At 69.2% G+C, this 16,617-nt stretch carries 11 protein-coding genes and 1 tRNA gene; 2 read left to right on the forward strand and 10 right to left on the reverse strand.

Going from position 1 to position 16,617, the window contains the following annotated elements; all coding sequences use genetic code 11:
* Positions 1-134: 134 nt before the first annotated feature.
* The 3 genes from nusG to SOM10_RS12540 all read right to left on the reverse strand — a co-directional run bounded on the left by nusG (position 135) and on the right by SOM10_RS12540 (position 1,616).
* Positions 135-1,190 carry a transcription termination/antitermination protein NusG gene (gene nusG, locus SOM10_RS12530; RefSeq protein ID WP_056279788.1) on the reverse strand — a complete coding sequence of 352 codons (1,056 nt, stop codon included), beginning with the start codon at positions 1,188-1,190 and terminating at the stop codon, positions 135-137.
* 41 nt (positions 1,191-1,231) lie between these two features.
* Positions 1,232-1,504: a preprotein translocase subunit SecE gene (gene secE / locus SOM10_RS12535; RefSeq protein ID WP_053097445.1), complete on the reverse strand. Its 273-nt coding sequence runs from the start codon at positions 1,502-1,504 to the stop codon at positions 1,232-1,234.
* A gap of 39 nt (positions 1,505-1,543) precedes the next feature.
* Positions 1,544-1,616: transfer RNA gene (locus tag SOM10_RS12540), tRNA-Trp, on the reverse strand.
* Positions 1,617-1,808: 192 nt separating this feature from the next.
* On the opposite strand from SOM10_RS12540, the gene SOM10_RS12545 reads away from it, so the two are divergent.
* A complete protein-coding gene (locus SOM10_RS12545) occupies positions 1,809-3,632 on the forward strand; it encodes an HSP90 family protein (protein ID WP_320490280.1) in 1,824 nt (607 codons plus the stop codon).
* 51 nt (positions 3,633-3,683) lie between these two features.
* On the forward strand, positions 3,684-6,482 hold the full coding sequence (locus tag SOM10_RS12550) for a hypothetical protein (protein WP_320490281.1): 2,799 nt from the start codon (positions 3,684-3,686) through the stop codon (positions 6,480-6,482).
* Positions 6,483-6,500: 18 nt separating this feature from the next.
* Here the strand turns inward: SOM10_RS12550 and poxB are convergent, their stop codons facing one another.
* The 7 genes from poxB to gabT form a co-directional block, all read right to left on the reverse strand.
* A complete protein-coding gene (poxB, locus tag SOM10_RS12555) occupies positions 6,501-8,225 on the reverse strand; it encodes a ubiquinone-dependent pyruvate dehydrogenase (protein WP_230100385.1) in 1,725 nt (574 codons plus the stop codon).
* A gap of 130 nt (positions 8,226-8,355) precedes the next feature.
* Entirely contained in the window at positions 8,356-9,720 is a 1,365-nt protein-coding gene (locus SOM10_RS12560; RefSeq protein ID WP_230100386.1) for an NAD-dependent succinate-semialdehyde dehydrogenase, read from the reverse strand.
* A 25-nt stretch (positions 9,721-9,745) separates the two neighbouring features.
* Positions 9,746-11,212 (reverse strand): NAD-dependent succinate-semialdehyde dehydrogenase, encoded by a 1,467-nt coding sequence (locus SOM10_RS12565; RefSeq protein WP_053097450.1) that lies wholly within the window; start codon positions 11,210-11,212, stop codon positions 9,746-9,748.
* A 49-nt stretch (positions 11,213-11,261) separates the two neighbouring features.
* Positions 11,262-12,806: an APC family permease gene (locus SOM10_RS12570; RefSeq protein ID WP_320490282.1), complete on the reverse strand. Its 1,545-nt coding sequence runs from the start codon at positions 12,804-12,806 to the stop codon at positions 11,262-11,264.
* Entirely contained in the window at positions 12,806-13,690 is an 885-nt protein-coding gene (locus SOM10_RS12575; RefSeq protein WP_053097452.1) for a universal stress protein, read from the reverse strand. Before SOM10_RS12575 ends, SOM10_RS12570 begins: the two co-directional genes overlap by 1 nt.
* On the reverse strand, positions 13,690-15,072 hold the full coding sequence (locus tag SOM10_RS12580) for an NAD(P)/FAD-dependent oxidoreductase (protein ID WP_320490283.1): 1,383 nt from the start codon (positions 15,070-15,072) through the stop codon (positions 13,690-13,692). Before SOM10_RS12580 ends, SOM10_RS12575 begins: the two co-directional genes overlap by 1 nt.
* A 111-nt stretch (positions 15,073-15,183) precedes the next feature.
* Positions 15,184-16,551, reverse strand: coding sequence for a 4-aminobutyrate--2-oxoglutarate transaminase (gene gabT, locus SOM10_RS12585; RefSeq protein WP_295100811.1), 1,368 nt, complete (start codon positions 16,549-16,551; stop codon positions 15,184-15,186).
* Positions 16,552-16,617: the final 66 nt, after the last annotated feature.

Consider the following 16,617-nt stretch of genomic DNA (forward strand, 5'->3'; position numbering starts at 1 on the left):
ATCTCCGGGCTGCGGTCGTCTGCGCGCACGCCGAAGCGGCACACAAACCAGACAAGTCTACCTGATGCGGAGCGGGCCCGGGAACGCGAGAACGGCCGCCCCGAATGGGACGGCCGTTCTCGGAGAAGCGTAGGTCAGACCATCTTCGTGACCTGGTCGAACGACAGCTCGACCGGGGTCTCGCGCTCGAAGAGCGACACGAGCACCGTGAGCTTGCCGCTCTCGGGCTTGATCTCGCTGATCGAACCGGGAAGACCCGCGAACGAGCCCTCCTTGATCGTGATGGTCTCGCCGACCTCGAAGTCGACCTCGGCCGGAAGCGGACGAGCGACGGCGAGGCCGCCCTTCGACGCGATGTTCTTGGCGGTCGGGACGTCCTTGACCTCGACGAGCGACTTCAGCATGTTGAAGGCCTCTTCGAAGCGCAGCGGCGTCGGGTTGTGGGCGTTGCCCACGAAGCCGGTGACGCCAGGCGTGTGACGCACGACCGACCAGGTGTCCTCGGTGAGCTCCATGCGCACGAGCACGTAGCCGGGGATGCGCACGCGAGTGACCATCTTGCGCTGGCCGTTCTTGATCTCGACCACGTCTTCCATCGGGACCTCGATCTGATAGATCTCGTCCTCGACCTCGAGCGTCGACTTGCGCTGCTCGATGTTGGCCTTGACCTTGCGCTCGAATCCGGCGTAGGAGTGGATGACGTACCACTTGCCCGGAAGCATCCGCAGGTCGAGGCGGAACGCCTCATACGGGTCTTCCTCGGCGTCGTCGCCCTCTTCGGACTCATCGTCGTCGGACTCGGCCACGGCGTCATCGTCGCCGTTGATGTCGGGTCCGTCGTAAGGGGTGACCTCGTCGGCCTCAGCGGCCTCGAGCTCGGCGGTCTCTTCCGCCACAGAATCGTTCAGGACCTCAGCGGCAGCCTCAGACTCGGCCGCTTCGTCCAGGTTGAGAGCGTCGTTCACGATCGCGTCCGCCTCCGGGTCGTCGATTTCGATGTCGTTGTCGTCGTCCTGCACATCGGCGTCGGCGTCTCCGTCGACGTCCTCGATGTGGAGGGCGACATGTTCGGCCGAGGTGACCGACTGCTCTTCCGCAGCGAGCACGTTGCCCTCCTGGGCCTCGTCCTCTTCGCTGGACTGCTCAGCAGCAGTCGCCCAGTCGGCGTCGTCGGAATATCGTTCAGACACGTTGTTTCTTTCCAATCACTGCGGCCAGGGCCGCGAGGGCGTCAGGCGCCCGGGACCCCGAAGACGATGTGCGTGACCCAGGCGAACAGGGTGTCGAGTCCGTAGACGATGCCCATGACGATGAGAACGAAGACGAGCACCACTGCGGTGAACTTGACCAGTTCCTTGCGGGTCGGCGTGACGACCTTGCGCAGCTCGGCGATGACCTGACGGAAGAACAGAGCGATGCCCCCGAAGAAGCCCACGATGCCACGCTTCTTCTCGCGGGTGGCGCCGGCCGCGACGACCTCGCCGCGCGGTTCGTCCTGATCCATCCTGAATGTACCTTTCGTGTGTCAGCGTGTGCTGACGCGCAGGGCGGACAGGAATCGAACCTGCAACCTGCGGTTTTGGAGACCGCTGCTCTGCCAATTGAGCTACCGCCCTAGAGACCGGGAGGTCTCGGGGTGTCATCTCCATCCTGCCATCGTTACCCGACCGCAAGGACCGGGGCACGGCGAAAGAATGCAGACAACAACTGCTCGTCAAGCATACGGCATCCGTCGGTCAGCGCCGAACCGGGCCCGCTCTCGTCGTTGTTGTTAGGCTCGGCGGGCGGACGAAACGGGAGGGGGCGCAGTGAGCGCTGACGTGCAGCAGTTCCAGGTGGACCTGCGCGGTGTCGTCGACCTCCTGAGCCGCCACATCTACTCGAGTCCTCGCGTGTATCTGCGCGAACTGCTGCAGAACGCCCGCGATGCGATCACCGCACGCCGCGAGGTCGACGGGCAGGGCGGGAGCATCCGCATCACCGCGCTGACGGACACCACGGGCGAGTTCGTCCTGCGCGACGACGGGATCGGCCTGACCGCAGCCGAGGTGGGCGACCTGCTCGCCACGGTCGGCCGCAGCTCGAAGCGCGACATCTTCGACCTCCCGCGCAGCGACTACCTCGGTCAGTTCGGCATCGGCCTGCTGAGCTGCTTCATGGTCGCCGATTCGATCGTCATCCGCTCGCGCAGCGTCCGGGGCGGCCCGGCCGTCGAGTGGACGGGCAGCGCGGACGGGACCTTCCGCGTCGTGGAGATCGACGACGATCTGCCGATCGGCACGAGTGTGCATCTCCGCCCTCGTTTCGACGCCGACGAGCTGCTGCGCCCCGCGGCCGTGCGAGAGCTGGCCACCGCCTTCGCCGAGTTCCTCCCCGTGCGGGTGATCCTCGACTCTCCGAGCGGCGACATCGACATCACCCGGCGCGCGCCGTTCCTCGACCCCGCCGACGACATCGACGGCGCCGTGCAGTACGGGCGCGACCTGCTCGGCGCGAGCCCGCTCGACGTGATCGAGCTCAGCGAGCCGGCCACCGGCACACGGGGACTCGCCTACGTCCTGCCCTACGCTCCCCCGCCGGGCGCCCGCCAGGCGACGCGCATGTATCTCGGCAGGATGCTCCTGGGCGAGCGGGTCGACGACGTGCTGCCCGAATGGGCGTTCTTCGTGCGCGCCGTGGTCGATTCGACCGGCCTCGCCCCGACGGCGAGCCGCGAATCGCTCGTCGACGACGCGGCCCTCGAGCGTGTGCGCGAGCAGCTCGGTGCCGGCATCCGCCGCTGGGTGCTCGAGCTGGGCCTGCGCGAACCGCACAGACTCGCCCAGTTCGTGGCGATCCACGAGGTCGGTCTGAAGTCGCTGGTGCGGCACGACGACGAGCTCGCGCAGTTCATCACGCGCTGGCTGACCCTCGAGACCACCCACGGAACGATGCGCATCGGCGACCTCGTCGAACGATACCCGCACGTGCGATTCGCGCAGTCGGTCGACGAGTTCCGCCAGGTCGCAGGGATCTCCCCCGGGTCCGAGGTGCTGGTCAACGGCGGCTACCTGTACGACGCGGACCTCGTGCGGATGCTGCCGGAGCTCTACCCGCACGTGACGATCGAACTCGTCGACGTGGCCGGGGAGCTCGATCGTCTCGACCCTCCGCCGCTGGACGACCGCGACGCCGCGCTGGCCCTCGAGGCCCGCGCCGGCGGCGTGCTCACCGCATCCGGCTGCTCCGTCACCGTGCGGTCGATCGACCAGCCCGAACTCGCAGCGCTGTACGTCGCCGACCCCGAGGTGCTGCGCAGGATCGACCGCGGCCGCACCAAGGGCATCACCGGATCGCTGTGGGGCGGGGTGCTCGACCGCATCGACTCGACCCTCTCGGCCTCCCGCGACGACGATCTCAGCGCGCGCCTGTGCCTGAACTGGTCGAACCGCGTCGTGCGCGCGCTCGTCCGCGTGCAGGACGACGCGGTGTTCGCCCGCACCGTGCAGCTGCTCTACATCCAGGCGCTGCTGGCGGGACACCATCCGCTCTCCGACGCCGATCGCGCACTCATGTCGACCGCGCTCTCGGACCTCGTCTCGCTGTCCGCCGGCATCGAAGCGGATTCGATCCCCTTCGACGACGCCCCCTGATCTCGCTCCGACCGCTCGCTCCGACCGCTCGCTCCGTTCGAAGGATCCCCCATGACCAGTCCGAAGAAGCGCTTCTCTCAGCTCATCGAAGAGATCGACCGCACGCCCTGGGGCCCGGCGGAGCAGGCGCTGGTGGCGGATGCCGTCTCGCTCGCCGTCGAGCTCGGCGACGAGCGGCTCGAGTACGAGGCGCGGATGAGGCAGACCGCCTCCGCGAACATGAACGGCGCGACCGATGTGATGCTGAACTCGTTCGCGTGGTGCCTCGCCCGACACGACTCCGACCCGCAGCGCTTCCCCGCCGACCTCGACTACGGCGGCGCCGATCTGATGTGGCAGTTCAAATGGATGGCGTCTTCTCTGCGTTCGTCGCCCGCGTTCTCGACCGAGCAGATCACCGCGGTCCTCGACGACATGGAGACGCACTATCGCAAGGGAGGGCTCGGCATGAGCGGAGTGCTCACGGCCCGATTCGAAGACGCCTGGGACGCCGGTCGACTCGACGACGCCGAGGCTCTGCGCGCGCAGCTCGAGGCCACACCCCGAGACGACCACAGCCACTGCGACGCCTGCGGACGCAGCCAGTTCGCCGGCTTCTTCGCCGAGACCGATCGGGATGCCGAGGCCATCCGACTCGTCGAGGAGATGCTCGAAGGCGGCTTCTCGTGCGGCGAGGAGCCCGAGCACGCACTGTCACGCGTGCTCGTGCCCTACCTTCGTGCCGGGCGCTTCGACGAGGCGAGGAGCGCGCACCTGCGCAGCTACCGGCTCGCGAAGGACAACCCGGACAACCTGCGGATCGTCGCCCACAACATCGTGTTCGCCGCCCTCACCGGCAACGAGGCACGCGCGCTCGCGCAGGTCGAGCGTCACATCGGCTGGCTCGCTCACGACGGACTCAACGTCGATGCCCACTTCGCCGCGCTGGCGGCGTTCGCCTTCGCCCTCGATCGTGTGACTGCGGCGGGTCACGGCGATGCCACGGTGCGCGGTGCCGACTCCCCCGCGCTCGAGGAGTTCTTCGGCGAGCACGACGGAGCATGGGGTGCCGCCGAACTCGCCGCCACCGCGTGGGCTGCCGCCGAGCACATCGGCTCGGACTTCGATCTGCGGGACGGCACCGAGGGCCACGCCCGCAGCCTCACCCGCCTGCGCGCTCTCGCCGACGAGCACTACGACGTACCCGTCCGGTCGGATGCCTTCGTCACGGCTCCGGACGCGGCGACACCCGACGATCCCGACGCGTGGTTCGAACGGGTCATGAACCTCGCCCAGTTCGGCGCGGAGCACGAGACGTTGCGGGCCCTGCCGCACGCGCTGAGCGTCGAGGACCCCTCGAAGCTCGCCGAGCTCCTGTCGATGCGCCTCGGCATCCTGATCGCCCTCGACCGAGCAGAAGAGGCTGCAGACCTGCTGCCGGCGCGGATCGATGGCCTGCGCGCCGCAGGCCTCGACGCACAGGCCGATCTCGAACTGCGCCTCGGTCTCGCGACCTTCGGCCTGAACACCCCCGAGGCTGCGGCGGCGCTCGAGGACGAGCTCGCGAACACGGACGCTCTGCCCGCATGGTCGCGCGGAGACCTGGCGATCAGCCGCGCGTCGCTGCACCTGCACGCGGATGAACCCGGCGCCGCCCTCGACATGGCGGAGATCGCGGCTCGCGCCTTCGCCGAGGCCGAGGACGCGCGCCTCTCGAACACGACGACGCTCGTCGCCATCTCGGCCGTGCTGCAGAAGGGCGACATCGAAGCGGCATCCGCTCTGCTCGATCGCTTCTTGGCCCAGGACGATCTCAGCATCGGTCATCGCGCGCAGGCGCTGCAGACGCGCGCGAAGGTGCGCGGCGGAAGCGAGTCGTTCGTGGAGGGCGCTGCGGATGCCGACGAGGCGACCCGTCTTCTCGCCGGGCTCGGTGCGACCACGGCCCTGGCCGCCGCGCATCTGCTCGCGGGGGCGCTCTGGGAGGACGCGGGCGACCCCGAGAAGGCCGTCACCCGCTACCGGGTCACCTCGCGACTCGTCGCGCAGGAGGGCGGCGACCAGGCGGGCGCGGACTTCCGGCTCGCGCGCGCGATGCTCGCGGCCGGGGACGCCGAGGTGGCGGCCGAGCTGTTCGGACAGGTGCTCGAGCGGGAAGAGCAGGCCGAGGTGCCCGCCGCCTCCCGAGCGATGACGGCGTCTCTTCTCGCGCGCGCCCTCGGATCGGCCGGCGAGTTCGGACAGGCTGTCGGTGCATTCGGGTATGCGGGCGAGCTGTTCGGCGAGGCGGAGGAGCATGCGGACCAGGCGATGGCGCTGACCGAGCGCGCCAAGATCCTCGCCCGGTTCGACGAGCACGCGGAGGCGATCGCGACACTCGAATCGGCATCCGAGATCGTGCGCCGGGCCCCCGAGGCGGTCGGCGCCCTCGCTGACGTGCTGCACAACCTCGGACAGGCTTATGCGGCCACGCAGGACGACCGCGCCTTCGCCCTCTTCGACGAGGTCGCCGCGCTCGCTCAGGAGCACGAGGCGGCGTGGCTGCTCGCCGACGTCACCGACTCGCGGGGCCGGGCGCTCGCCCAGTTCGGCCGCACCGACGAGGCCGTCGCCGCTGCGCTCACCGCGGCCGACGGATTCGCGGCGATCGGGGATGCGGGCTCGGCCGGCGGCTCCGAGCTGTTCGCCGCCCGTCTGCTGGTCGGCGACGACCGGGCCGCGGACTCCGTGCCGATCTACCGCAGTGCCCTCGAGCACTCCGCCGGCTACCCGCCGCTGCAGCAGGTCTCGGCGCTCGAACTCGGCAACGTGCTCGAGGCGCTCGGACGCCACGGCGAGGCGACCGAGGTGCGGGCCCTCCTCGACAGCTGACTCAGAGGAACTGCTGACTCAGAGGAACTGACGCCAGTTGGCCCGCGCGAGGTCGAGCAGCTCGTCTCCCTTGCCCGACATCACCGTGCGGATCGCGTACAGAGCGAAGCCCTTGACCTGCTCGGCCTCGATCGCCGGGGGCATCGACAGCTCCTGGCGCTCGGTCACGACGTCGAGCAGCGCAGGGCCGTCATGCGCGAGCACCTCGCGGACGGCATCCGGCAGGTCCTCGCTGTTCTCGACCCGACGGGCGAAGATCCCCATGGCCTCGGCGATGGCCGCGAAGCTCGGGTTGTCGAGCGCGGTGCCGTAGTTGACGAAGCCCGCGGCCTTCATCTCGAGCTCGACGAAGTTCAGCGACGAGTTGTTCACGACGACGGTCTTCACGGGCAGCTTGTTCTGCGTGAGCGTGAGCAGTTCGCCCAGCATCATCGCGAGCCCGCCGTCGCCGGCGAGCGCGACCACCTGACGAGCCGGATGCGAGACCTGCGCGCCGATGCCATGAAGCAGCGCATTCGCCATCGACCCGTGCGTGAACGAGCCGATCAGGCGTCGGTTCTCGGTCATCGACAGATAGCGGGCGGCCCACACGGTGGGCGAGCCGACGTCGGCGGTGAAGATCGCGTCATCCGCGGCCTGCTCATCGAGCAGCCGGGCGAGGTACTGCGGATGGATGGGGCGGCCCGCCTTGGTCGGCGTCGCGAGGTCGTCGAGCTTGGCCCTGGTCTTGCGATAGTGCGCGGTGGAGTCGTCGAGGTGACCGCGGTCGTTCGTCTCGGCGAGTCGCGGCAGCAGCGCCGTGACGGTCGCGCCGACGTCGCCGACCAGGCCCAGATCGAGCGGATGCCGTTTGCCGAGCTGCGAGCCGCGGATGTCGACCTGGATCGTCGTGGCGTGCTCGGGATAGAACTGCTCGTAGGGGAAGTCGCTGCCCAGCACCAGCAGCGTGTCGGCGGCTTCCATCGCCCGGTAGCCGGAGGCGAAGCCGAGCAGCCCCGTCATGCCGACGTCGAACGGGTTGTCGTACTCGATGAACTCCTTGCCCCGGAGCGCGTGCACGATCGGCGCACCGAGTCGGTCGGCGAGTGCGATGACCTCGTCGTGAGCCCCCTCGACACCCGCGCCTGCGAGGATCGTTGTCTTCTTCGAGGCGTTGAGCAGCGTCGCGGCGCGCGCGAGCTCGTCTCCGCTCGGCACGATCACGGGGTGGGAGCGTTCGATGACCACGGCTCGGTCGTCGGCGATCTCCGAGAGCGCGACGTCGCCCGGGATCACGAGCACCGCGACCCCGCGCTGCTCGATGGCGGCGCGCATCGCGATCTCCAGCAGGCGCGGCATCTGCTTGGGGTCGGCGACGTACTCGACGTAGACGCTGCACTCGCGGAAGAGCTCCTGCGGGTGGGTCTCCTGGAAGTACCCGGTGCCGATCTCGGTGGTGGGGATGTGCGCGGCGATCGCCAGCACCGGCACCCGCGAGCGGTTAGCGTCGAAGAGTCCGTTTATCAGGTGCAGGTTGCCCGGACCGCACGAACCGGCGACCACCGCGAGCTCACCCGTGAGCGACGCATCGGCCGCCGCCGCGAAGGCCGCAGACTCCTCGTGCCGCACGTGCACCCAGCGGATGCCGCCGTCCTTCCGGAGGGCGTCGGTGAACCCGTTGAGGGAGTCGCCCGGGAGGCCGTAGACACGGTCGATCCCGTTGGCGCGGAGGGTCTTGACGATGTTCGCTGCGACGGTTGCCATGCTTCCAACCTACGCCCGGGTGCTGCGGAGGGATCCGGCATCCGTCGAACATCCGCTCTCCGGATGCCGCACTGCGGAGACGACGATGGGGGCGGATGCCGTGGCATCCGCCCCCATCAGGGAGAGTCGCTCAGCCGATGCGGATCAGCTTCTTGTTGACGAACTCGTCGGCGGCGAGGTGACCCAGCTCACGCGACGTGCCGCTGCGCTTGATGCCGCCGAACGGCAGCTCGGGGCTGTCGGCCAGCACCAGGTTGACGTAGACCATGCCCGCCTCGATGTTGTCGGCGACACGCTCGGCCTGCTCGGCATCGGTCGTGAAGACGTACGAGCCGAGCCCGAAGGTCGTGTCGTTCGCGAGGGCGACAGCGGCATCCTCATCGGCGACCCGGTAGACGACCGCCGCGGGGCCGAAGAGCTCCTCGCGGTAGACGTTCATGTCGGGCGTCACGTCGGCGAGCACGGTCGGGGCGAAGAACGCCCCGTCGCGGGTGCCGCCGGTCAGCAGCGTCGCTCCCTGCTCGACGGCCTGGTCGATCTGCTTCTGCAGGGTCTCCGCCGCCGTCTCCGACGAGACCGGGCCGAGCACGGTGTCGTCGAGCGTCGGGTCGGTCGCCTGCACCGATGCCATCGCGGCCGTGAACTTCTCGACGAACGAGTCGTACAGGTCGTCGACGATGATGAAACGCTTCGCGCCGTTGCACGCCTGGCCGTTGTTGTCGAGACGCGCGTCGACGCCCGCCTGCACGGTGGCGTCGAGGTCGTCGGTCGAGAGCACGATGAACGGGTCGGACCCGCCGAGCTCGAGCGCGACCTTCTTGAGGTTGCGTCCGGCGATCTCGGCGACCGCTGCGCCTGCGCGCTCCGAGCCGGTGAGCGAGACGCCCTGCACGCGCGGGTCGGCGATCATGTCGGCGATCTGCTCGTTGGTCGCGAGGACGTTCTGGTACGCGCCCGTCGGGAATCCGGCGTCGTGGTAGATCGCCTCGATCGCGGTCGACGACTCCGGGCACTGCGGAGCAGGCTTCAGCAGGATCGTGTTGCCGACGATCAGGTTCGGCGCAGCGAAGCGGACGATCTGATAGGCCGGGAAGTTCCACGGCATGATGCCGACGAGCGGTCCGAGCGACGACCGGCGCACGATCGCCGAGCCCTCGCCGAGGATCGCGATCGGCTGGTCGGCCATGATGGCCTCGGCCTGGTCGGCGTAGTACTCGGCGATGTCGGCGGCGAAGTCGACCTCTCCGAGGGCGGCCTCGCGGGGCTTGCCCATCTCGCGCACGAAGACGTCGGCGAGCTCCTCGCGGCGCTCGCGGTGCAGCTCGGCGGCGCGACGGAGGAGCGCTGCGCGCTCAGCCACGGTCGAGGACCGGGACCATTCGCGGTGCGCCTCGTCGGCGGCCGCGACAGCCGCCTCGATCTGCGCATCCGTGAACGTGTCGAAGGACGCCAGCGTCTCTCCGGTGGCGGGGTTGATGACGGCGTAATCGGTCATGTTCTCTCCTCCTCTGGCCGACCGGTCAGGAGACCGGGATCAGCGTGTACTTGGTGGACAGGTACTCGTGGATGCCCTCGAGACCGCCCTCGCGGCCGACGCCGGACTGCTTGACGCCGCCGAAGGGGGCGGCGGCGTTCGACACCACGCCCACGTTGAGACCCATCATGCCGGTCTCGAGCCTGTCGATCATCCGCTGCCCGCGCTGCAGGTTCTCGGTGAACACGTACGAGACCAGTCCGTACTCGGTGTCGTTGGCGAGACGGACGGCCTCGTCCTCGTCCTCGAAGGTCGCGATCGCGAGCACCGGGCCGAAGATCTCCTCGCGGAGGATCGCCGAGCCCGCCACCACGTCGGTGAGCACGGTCGGCTCGTAGAAGGTGCCCGTGCCCTCGACGGCCTTGCCACCCGCGAGCAGGGTCGCGCCGCGCTCGACGGCGTCGTCGACGAGCTCGCCGGCCTTCGCGACGGCATCCTCGTCGATCAGCGGGCCGATGGCCACGCCCTCTTCGGTGCCGCGGCCGATCTTCATCGCGTTGACGCGCTCGGTGACCTTGCGGCCGAATTCCTCGGCGACGTCCTTGTGCACGATGAAGCGGTTGGCAGCGGTGCACGCCTGGCCGATGTTGCGGAACTTCGCGGCCAGTGCGCCGTCGACGGCCTTGTCGAGGTCGGCATCGTCGAAGACGACGAACGGCGCATTGCCGCCGAGCTCCATCGACACGCGCAGCACGCCCTCAGCGGCCTGGGCGATGAGCTTGCGGCCCACCTCCGTCGAACCGGTGAACGACAGCTTGCGCAGGCGCGGGTCGGCGATGATCGGGGCCGAGAGCGCCGACGACTTGGAGGTCTGCACCACGTTCACGACACCGGCGGGGAGGCCGGCCTTCTCGAGCAGCGACGTGAAGAACATCGTCGTCAGCGGCGTGAGTGCCGGGGGCTTGATCACCACGGTGCAGCCGGCGGCGAGCGCCGGCGCGATCTTGCGAGTGGCCATCGCGAACGGGAAGTTCCACGGCGTCACGAAGAACGAGGGGCCGACGGGCCGCTGCGAGACGACCATGTGGCCGGTGCCCTCCGGGTTGATGCCGTAGCGACCGCTGATGCGCACGGCCTCCTCGCTGAACCAGCGGAGGAACTCGCCGCCGTAGCCGACCTCGCCGCGCGCCTCGGCGAGCGGCTTGCCCATCTCGAGGGTCATCAGCAGCGCGAGATCCTCCTTGTGCTCCTGCACGAGGTCGAATGCCCGGCGCAGGATGTCGCTGCGGGTGCGAGGTGCGGTCGCGGCCCATGCGTCCTGCGCGGCGACTGCCGCATCCAGCGCGCGGATGCCGTCACCCGGTGTCGCGTCGGCGATCGTGCGGATGACCGCACCGGTCGCGGGGTCCTTCACGTCGAACGTGCCCCCGGTCTCGCCGTCGATCCACTCTCCCCCGATGAAGAGGCCGGTGGGGATGCTGTCGAGCAGCGCCTGCTCAGTCTGAGTGCTCATGGAATCTCTTTCTGTGGGGAGGATGGGATGCCGGTGCCGCGGGATTCCGTCAGCGCCGGCGGTTGCTCGCGGGAGCATCCATGCTGAGGGTCTCGCCGCGGAAGAACGCCGGGCGCTTGATGGACTGCCAGATCATGATGACGATGCCGATCACGATGATGCCGACGCCGAGGACGAACACGAGTCCGAGGCCCCCGATGTTCGATCCGCTGCCGTACGCGGGGTCCATCGAGTCGATGAGCGTCGTGACGAACAGGACGGCGAGGATCGCACCGCCGACGAGCGGGAACAGGAACGTGAAGAAGAAGCTCCTGGCGGAGTCGAACCACTGCTTGCGGAAGTACCAGATGCACGCGAACGCGGTGAGGCCGTAGTAGAAGCAGATCATCATGCCGAGCGACAGGATGGTGTCGGTGAGGACGTTCTCGCTGACGAGGCGCATCACGGCGTAGAAGACGGATGCGACGACGGCCGACACGATCGTCGAGTAGCCCGGCGTGAAGAACCGCGGGCTGACCCGGGCGAACTTCTTGGGCAGGGCGCCGTAGTGCCCCATCGCCAGCAGCGTGCGAGCGGGTCCGACTGCGGTCGACTGCAGCGAGGCCGCCGAGCTCGACAGCACCGCGAGCGAGACCAGGAACGCCAGCGGTCCGAGGATCGGATCCGAGAGCGCGAAGAACACGTTCGCCGAGATGTCCTCGTTCGCGAGCCCGTAGTCGCCCGTGCCGACGCCGGCGAACATGATGAGGCCGATGGCCAGCAGCAGGTAGAGGGCGACGACGACGACGACCGTGACCATCGCGGCGCGCCCCGGCGTCTTGGCCGGGTCCTTCGTCTCCTCGTTCATGGTGAGGACGACGTCCCAGCCCCAGAAGATGAAGATCGACAGCGAGAGCCCTGCGGCGAAGGCGCTGAAGGACGGAACCTCGAACGGGTTGAACCACGACCACGAGAAGGGGGTCGGCTCGGGAGCGTCTCCGGAGACGGCCTTGACGATCGCGACGGTGGCGAAGACCACGAGCACGAGCACCTGGAAGCCGACGAGGATGTACTGGAACTTCTGCGTCGTCTGCATGTCGCGGTACGACACGAGCGTCGCGCCGAGCATGAAGAGCAGGCACACGACGACGTTGATGATCGGGTTGAACGCCAGGTCGGCGATCTCGGGGTTTCCGCTGAGCTGGGCGATCAGCAGGAAGAGGAACTCGACCGCGATGCCGGCGAGGTTCGACAGCACGATGACGGTGGCGGCGATCAGGCCCCAGCCCGTCATCCAGCCGATCCACGGCCCGAACGCCCGCACTCCCCACGTGAACGAGGTGCCGGAGTCCGGCATCATGCGGTTGAGCTCGCGGTAGCCGAAGGCGGTCAGGAGCATCGGGATGAAGCCGACGAGCATGATCGCGGGCACCTGGGTGCCGACGACGGCGACCGTCGGGCCGAGCGATGCGGTGAGCGTGTAGGCCGGCGCGATGGTCGAGACGCCGATGACGACGGCTCCGAGCACTCCGACGGCACCCGCGCTCAGCCCTTTCTGCGAGATGCCGGTCGTCACACCGGATGCGGGCTCCGTCGCCCGGTTCGTGCTGCTCATCAGCGGACTCCTGCTTCGGCGCGGGTGCGCGGGACGACGATCATGGGAACGGGCAGTTCGTGCAGCATCTTCGCTGCGGTCGAGCCCAGGAACAGGCGGCGCGGCTGCGCCAGGCGACTGGAGCCGACGAGGACGACCTCGCCGGGGAGCCACGAGAGGTTCGCGACGGCATCTTCGACGGTGTCGCCGGGGGCCTCTTCGACCTCGGCCTTCAGCTCGTCGGGCAGCAGGCTCTTGGCGACCTCGAGCACGTCGTTCGCGTGCGCGTCGCCGACCACGCGGATCGCGCCGGTGTCGAGACCGGGCGGCACGTCGAACGGCACGAGCGAGACGAGGCGCAGGCCGACACGGGACTCGGTCGCGATCGCGGCGGCCTCGTCGAGGAGGTTGTCGGCACCCGCCCGGTTGCCGACCGCGGCCGTCACGCGGGGAAGCACGTGATCGTCCTGGTCCGCGGTGCCCGCAGGGGCGAGCGCGACGGGGATGGTCGACGAGTGCAGCAGCTCCGACGCGACGCTGCCGAGGCGGTGGCGGCCGAAGATGCTGCCGCCGGCCGTGCCGATGACGATCAGCCTGGCGCCGAACTCCTCGCCCGCGGCGATCAGCCCTTCGGCGAAGGACTCGCCGAACCGCACGTGGCCCGTGCGGGTGAGCTCCTGCGGCAGTCGGACGACCGCATCCTCGAGCCATTCCTTCGCCTGGCGGCGGATGTGGTCCTCATACGCCCGCTCGGGGGGAACGGCCGCGCTGCGGGTGCCCTCCGACGGCAGCACGATCACGAGGTGCAGCACCGCGCCGAGGCTGCGGGCGAGCCGCGCGCCGAGCGCTGCGGCATCCGCTCCCGCATCCGTCGCGGTGTACCCGACGACGACCGCGCCGGTCATCAGCCGACCTCGGCGGTGTCGCCGGCGGCGCGCGTCGCTTCGACGATGTTCGAGGCGACGAGGTGCCCCATGCGGATCGCGCCGTCGACGTGCTGATATCCGGCGCCCGCCATGTCGCTGCACGCGAAGTGGATGGGGCCGACAGCCGAGCGGAGGTCGGCGCCATAGCGGTGGAGTCCGCCCATGTCGAAGCTCGCCGCGTACGCTCCGCGGGTCCACTCCTCCGTGCCCCAGTCGCTCTCGTAGTAGACGACCGGGTTCTTCGCCTCGTCGCCGTAGTAGTGCGAGAGGGACTCGAGGATGCGCTCCTTGCGCTCCTCGGCCGACAGCGTGAACAGGTCGTCGGCGTTCTGGTCGCTGACGAAGCCGACCAGGGTGCCGCGCTCGTCGCCGTGGTTCGTGTTGTCGTACGCCTCGTGCGCGAGCTCGTACGGGCTGAACGCGGTGCCGCTGAGGCCCTGCTCGCGCCAGAACGGGCGGTCGTAGACGGCGTGCACCTTGATGACGAAGCCCATCGAGATGTGCTGGTGCATCTGGTGCTGGCGTCGGGGAAGCGGCGGGACGAAGGCGATACGGCTGTAGAGCACCGGAGCATGCGCGAGGATCGCGAAGCGGGCGCGCACGGTGGTGTCGTCGGTCGTGGCGGTCACACCGTCGACGCCCCATTCGAGCGAGCGCACCGGCTGGTTGAGGATGACGTCGTCGCCCAGGCGCTCGGCGAGCAGCAGCGGCACCTTCTGCAGACCGCCCACCACCCGCTTGTCGAGGATGAAGTCGGCGTCGACGAGGTTGGAGTACGACCCGGCGGATGCCGCCATGAGCAGCGACTGCAGCAGCGAGAACGAGTGCGTCGGCTTGGTGAGCATCGCGGAGCCGGTGGCGAAGGCGAGATTGCGCACGGCCTCGTCATCGTCGGTCTGCACACGCAGCCACGCGTCCCAGGTGATCGAGTCCCATTCCTTCGCGAGCGGGTGCTCCCACGGACGGTCGGGGTCGATCTCGGCGACCATGGCGTCGAGGCGCTCGGTGATCTCGGCGATGACGGCCTCGGTCTCAGCGGACACCGGGAACATCTCGCCGGTGAAGCGATGCGTCTGCCCGTCCGGACCGACGTAGACGCTGTTGCCCTCGCGATAGCGGCTGTAGGTCTCGAGCCCCAGCTCCTCGATGGTGTCCTTCAGGGCGTCCTGGTCGGGCGAGACCCACTGGCCGCCGATCTCGAGCATGGCGCCGTCGATGACGTCGGTCCACAGTCGTCCGCCGACGCGGTCACGCGCCTCGAGTACGGCGACCGACAGGCCGGCCTTGCGCAGGTCGTTCGCCGCCGTGAGCCCTGCGGCTCCGGCTCCGACGATCAGCACGTCGCGAGTGATCTCAGCCATCTGCTTCTCCTTCATTGGAAAGGTTGTGCCGGCCGCGACTCGAAATCCCCCGATCCTCGTCGCGGCCGGACGTGTGGTGGCAGTCGCGGACGAACCGCGGCTGCTGGTCTGTCAGCCCGCGGTGGCGGCGAGCGCGGCCGCGACGACGTCGAGGCCCTCGTTCAGGAGGTCGTCGCCGATCGAGAGCGGCGGGAGGAACCGGATGACGTTGCCGTAGGTGCCGCACGTCAGGACGATGACGCCCTGCGCGACGCAGGCCTTGGCGACCGCGGAGGTGAGGGCGGCGTCGGGCGCGTTGGTCTCGGGGTCGACGAACTCGGCGGCGATCATGGCGCCGTGGCCGCGGATGTCTCCGATGCGGGCGTCCTTCTCCTGCATGGCTCCGAGGCGCGCCGTGAGGATCTCGCCGATCTCGCGAGCGCGCTCGATCACGCCGTCGTTCTCGAACACATCGATCGCGGCGAGCGCCGCAGCGCAGGCGATCGGGTTTCCGCCGTAGGTGCCGCCGAGGCCGCCCGCGTGCGAGGCGTCCATGATCTCGGAGCGCCCCGTGACGGCGGCGAGCGGCAGACCGCCCGCGATGCCCTTGGCGGTGGTGATGAGGTCGGGCTCGATGCCGAAGATCTCGCTCGCGAACATGTGGCCGGTGCGGGCGAAGCCGGTCTGCACCTCGTCGGCGATGAACACGACGCCGTTCGCGCGGCACCACGAGGCGATCGCCGGGAGGAAGCCCTCCGCCGGGACGATGAAGCCGCCCTCTCCCTGGATCGGCTCGATGATGACGGCGGCGAGGTTGTCGGCGCCGATCTGCTTCTCGAGCTGCAGGATCACGCGGGCGGCGGCCTCTGCGCCGTCGAGACCGTCGCGGAACGGGTACGACATCGGCGCACGGTACACCTCGGGGGCGAACGGGCCGAAGCCGCTCTTGTACGGCATCGACTTCGCGGTCAGCGCCATGGTGAGGTTGGTGCGGCCGTGGTAGCCGTGGTCGAAGGCGACGACGGCCTGGCGACCGGTGTGCTTGCGGGCGATCTTGATCGCGTTCTCGACGGCCTCGGCGCCGGAGTTGAACAGGGCGCTCTTCTTGGCGAAGTCGCCGGGAGTGAGGCGGTTGAGCGCTTCGGCGACACCGATGTACGACTCGTACGGCGAGATCATGAAGCAGGTGTGCGTGAACTGCGCGGCCTGCGCGGCCACGGCTGCGGCGATCTTGGGGTGCGCGTTGCCGACGGTCGTCACGGCGATGCCGGAGCCGAGGTCGATCAGCGAGTTGCCGTCGGCATCCACGACCACTCCCCCGCCTGCGGCGACGGCCGCGACGGGAACCGTGTGCCCGACGCCGGCGGCGACGGCATCGGCCTTGCGGGCGAGGATCTCGGCCGAGCGGGGGCCGGGAAGGTCGGTGACGAGACGACGCTCCTGGGGGAGGTCGGGTCCGCCGAGCGGGACTGCAACAGCTGCGGTGTCGAGGAGAGCCATGTCCGTGAGCGTACGACCGCATCCGACGTCGGCGCATTCGCCCGGCTGTACAATCTGGGAGAGATC

Source organism: Microbacterium sp. CFBP9023 (assembly GCF_034045055.1).
Taxonomy (GTDB): Bacteria; Actinomycetota; Actinomycetes; order Actinomycetales; family Microbacteriaceae; genus Microbacterium.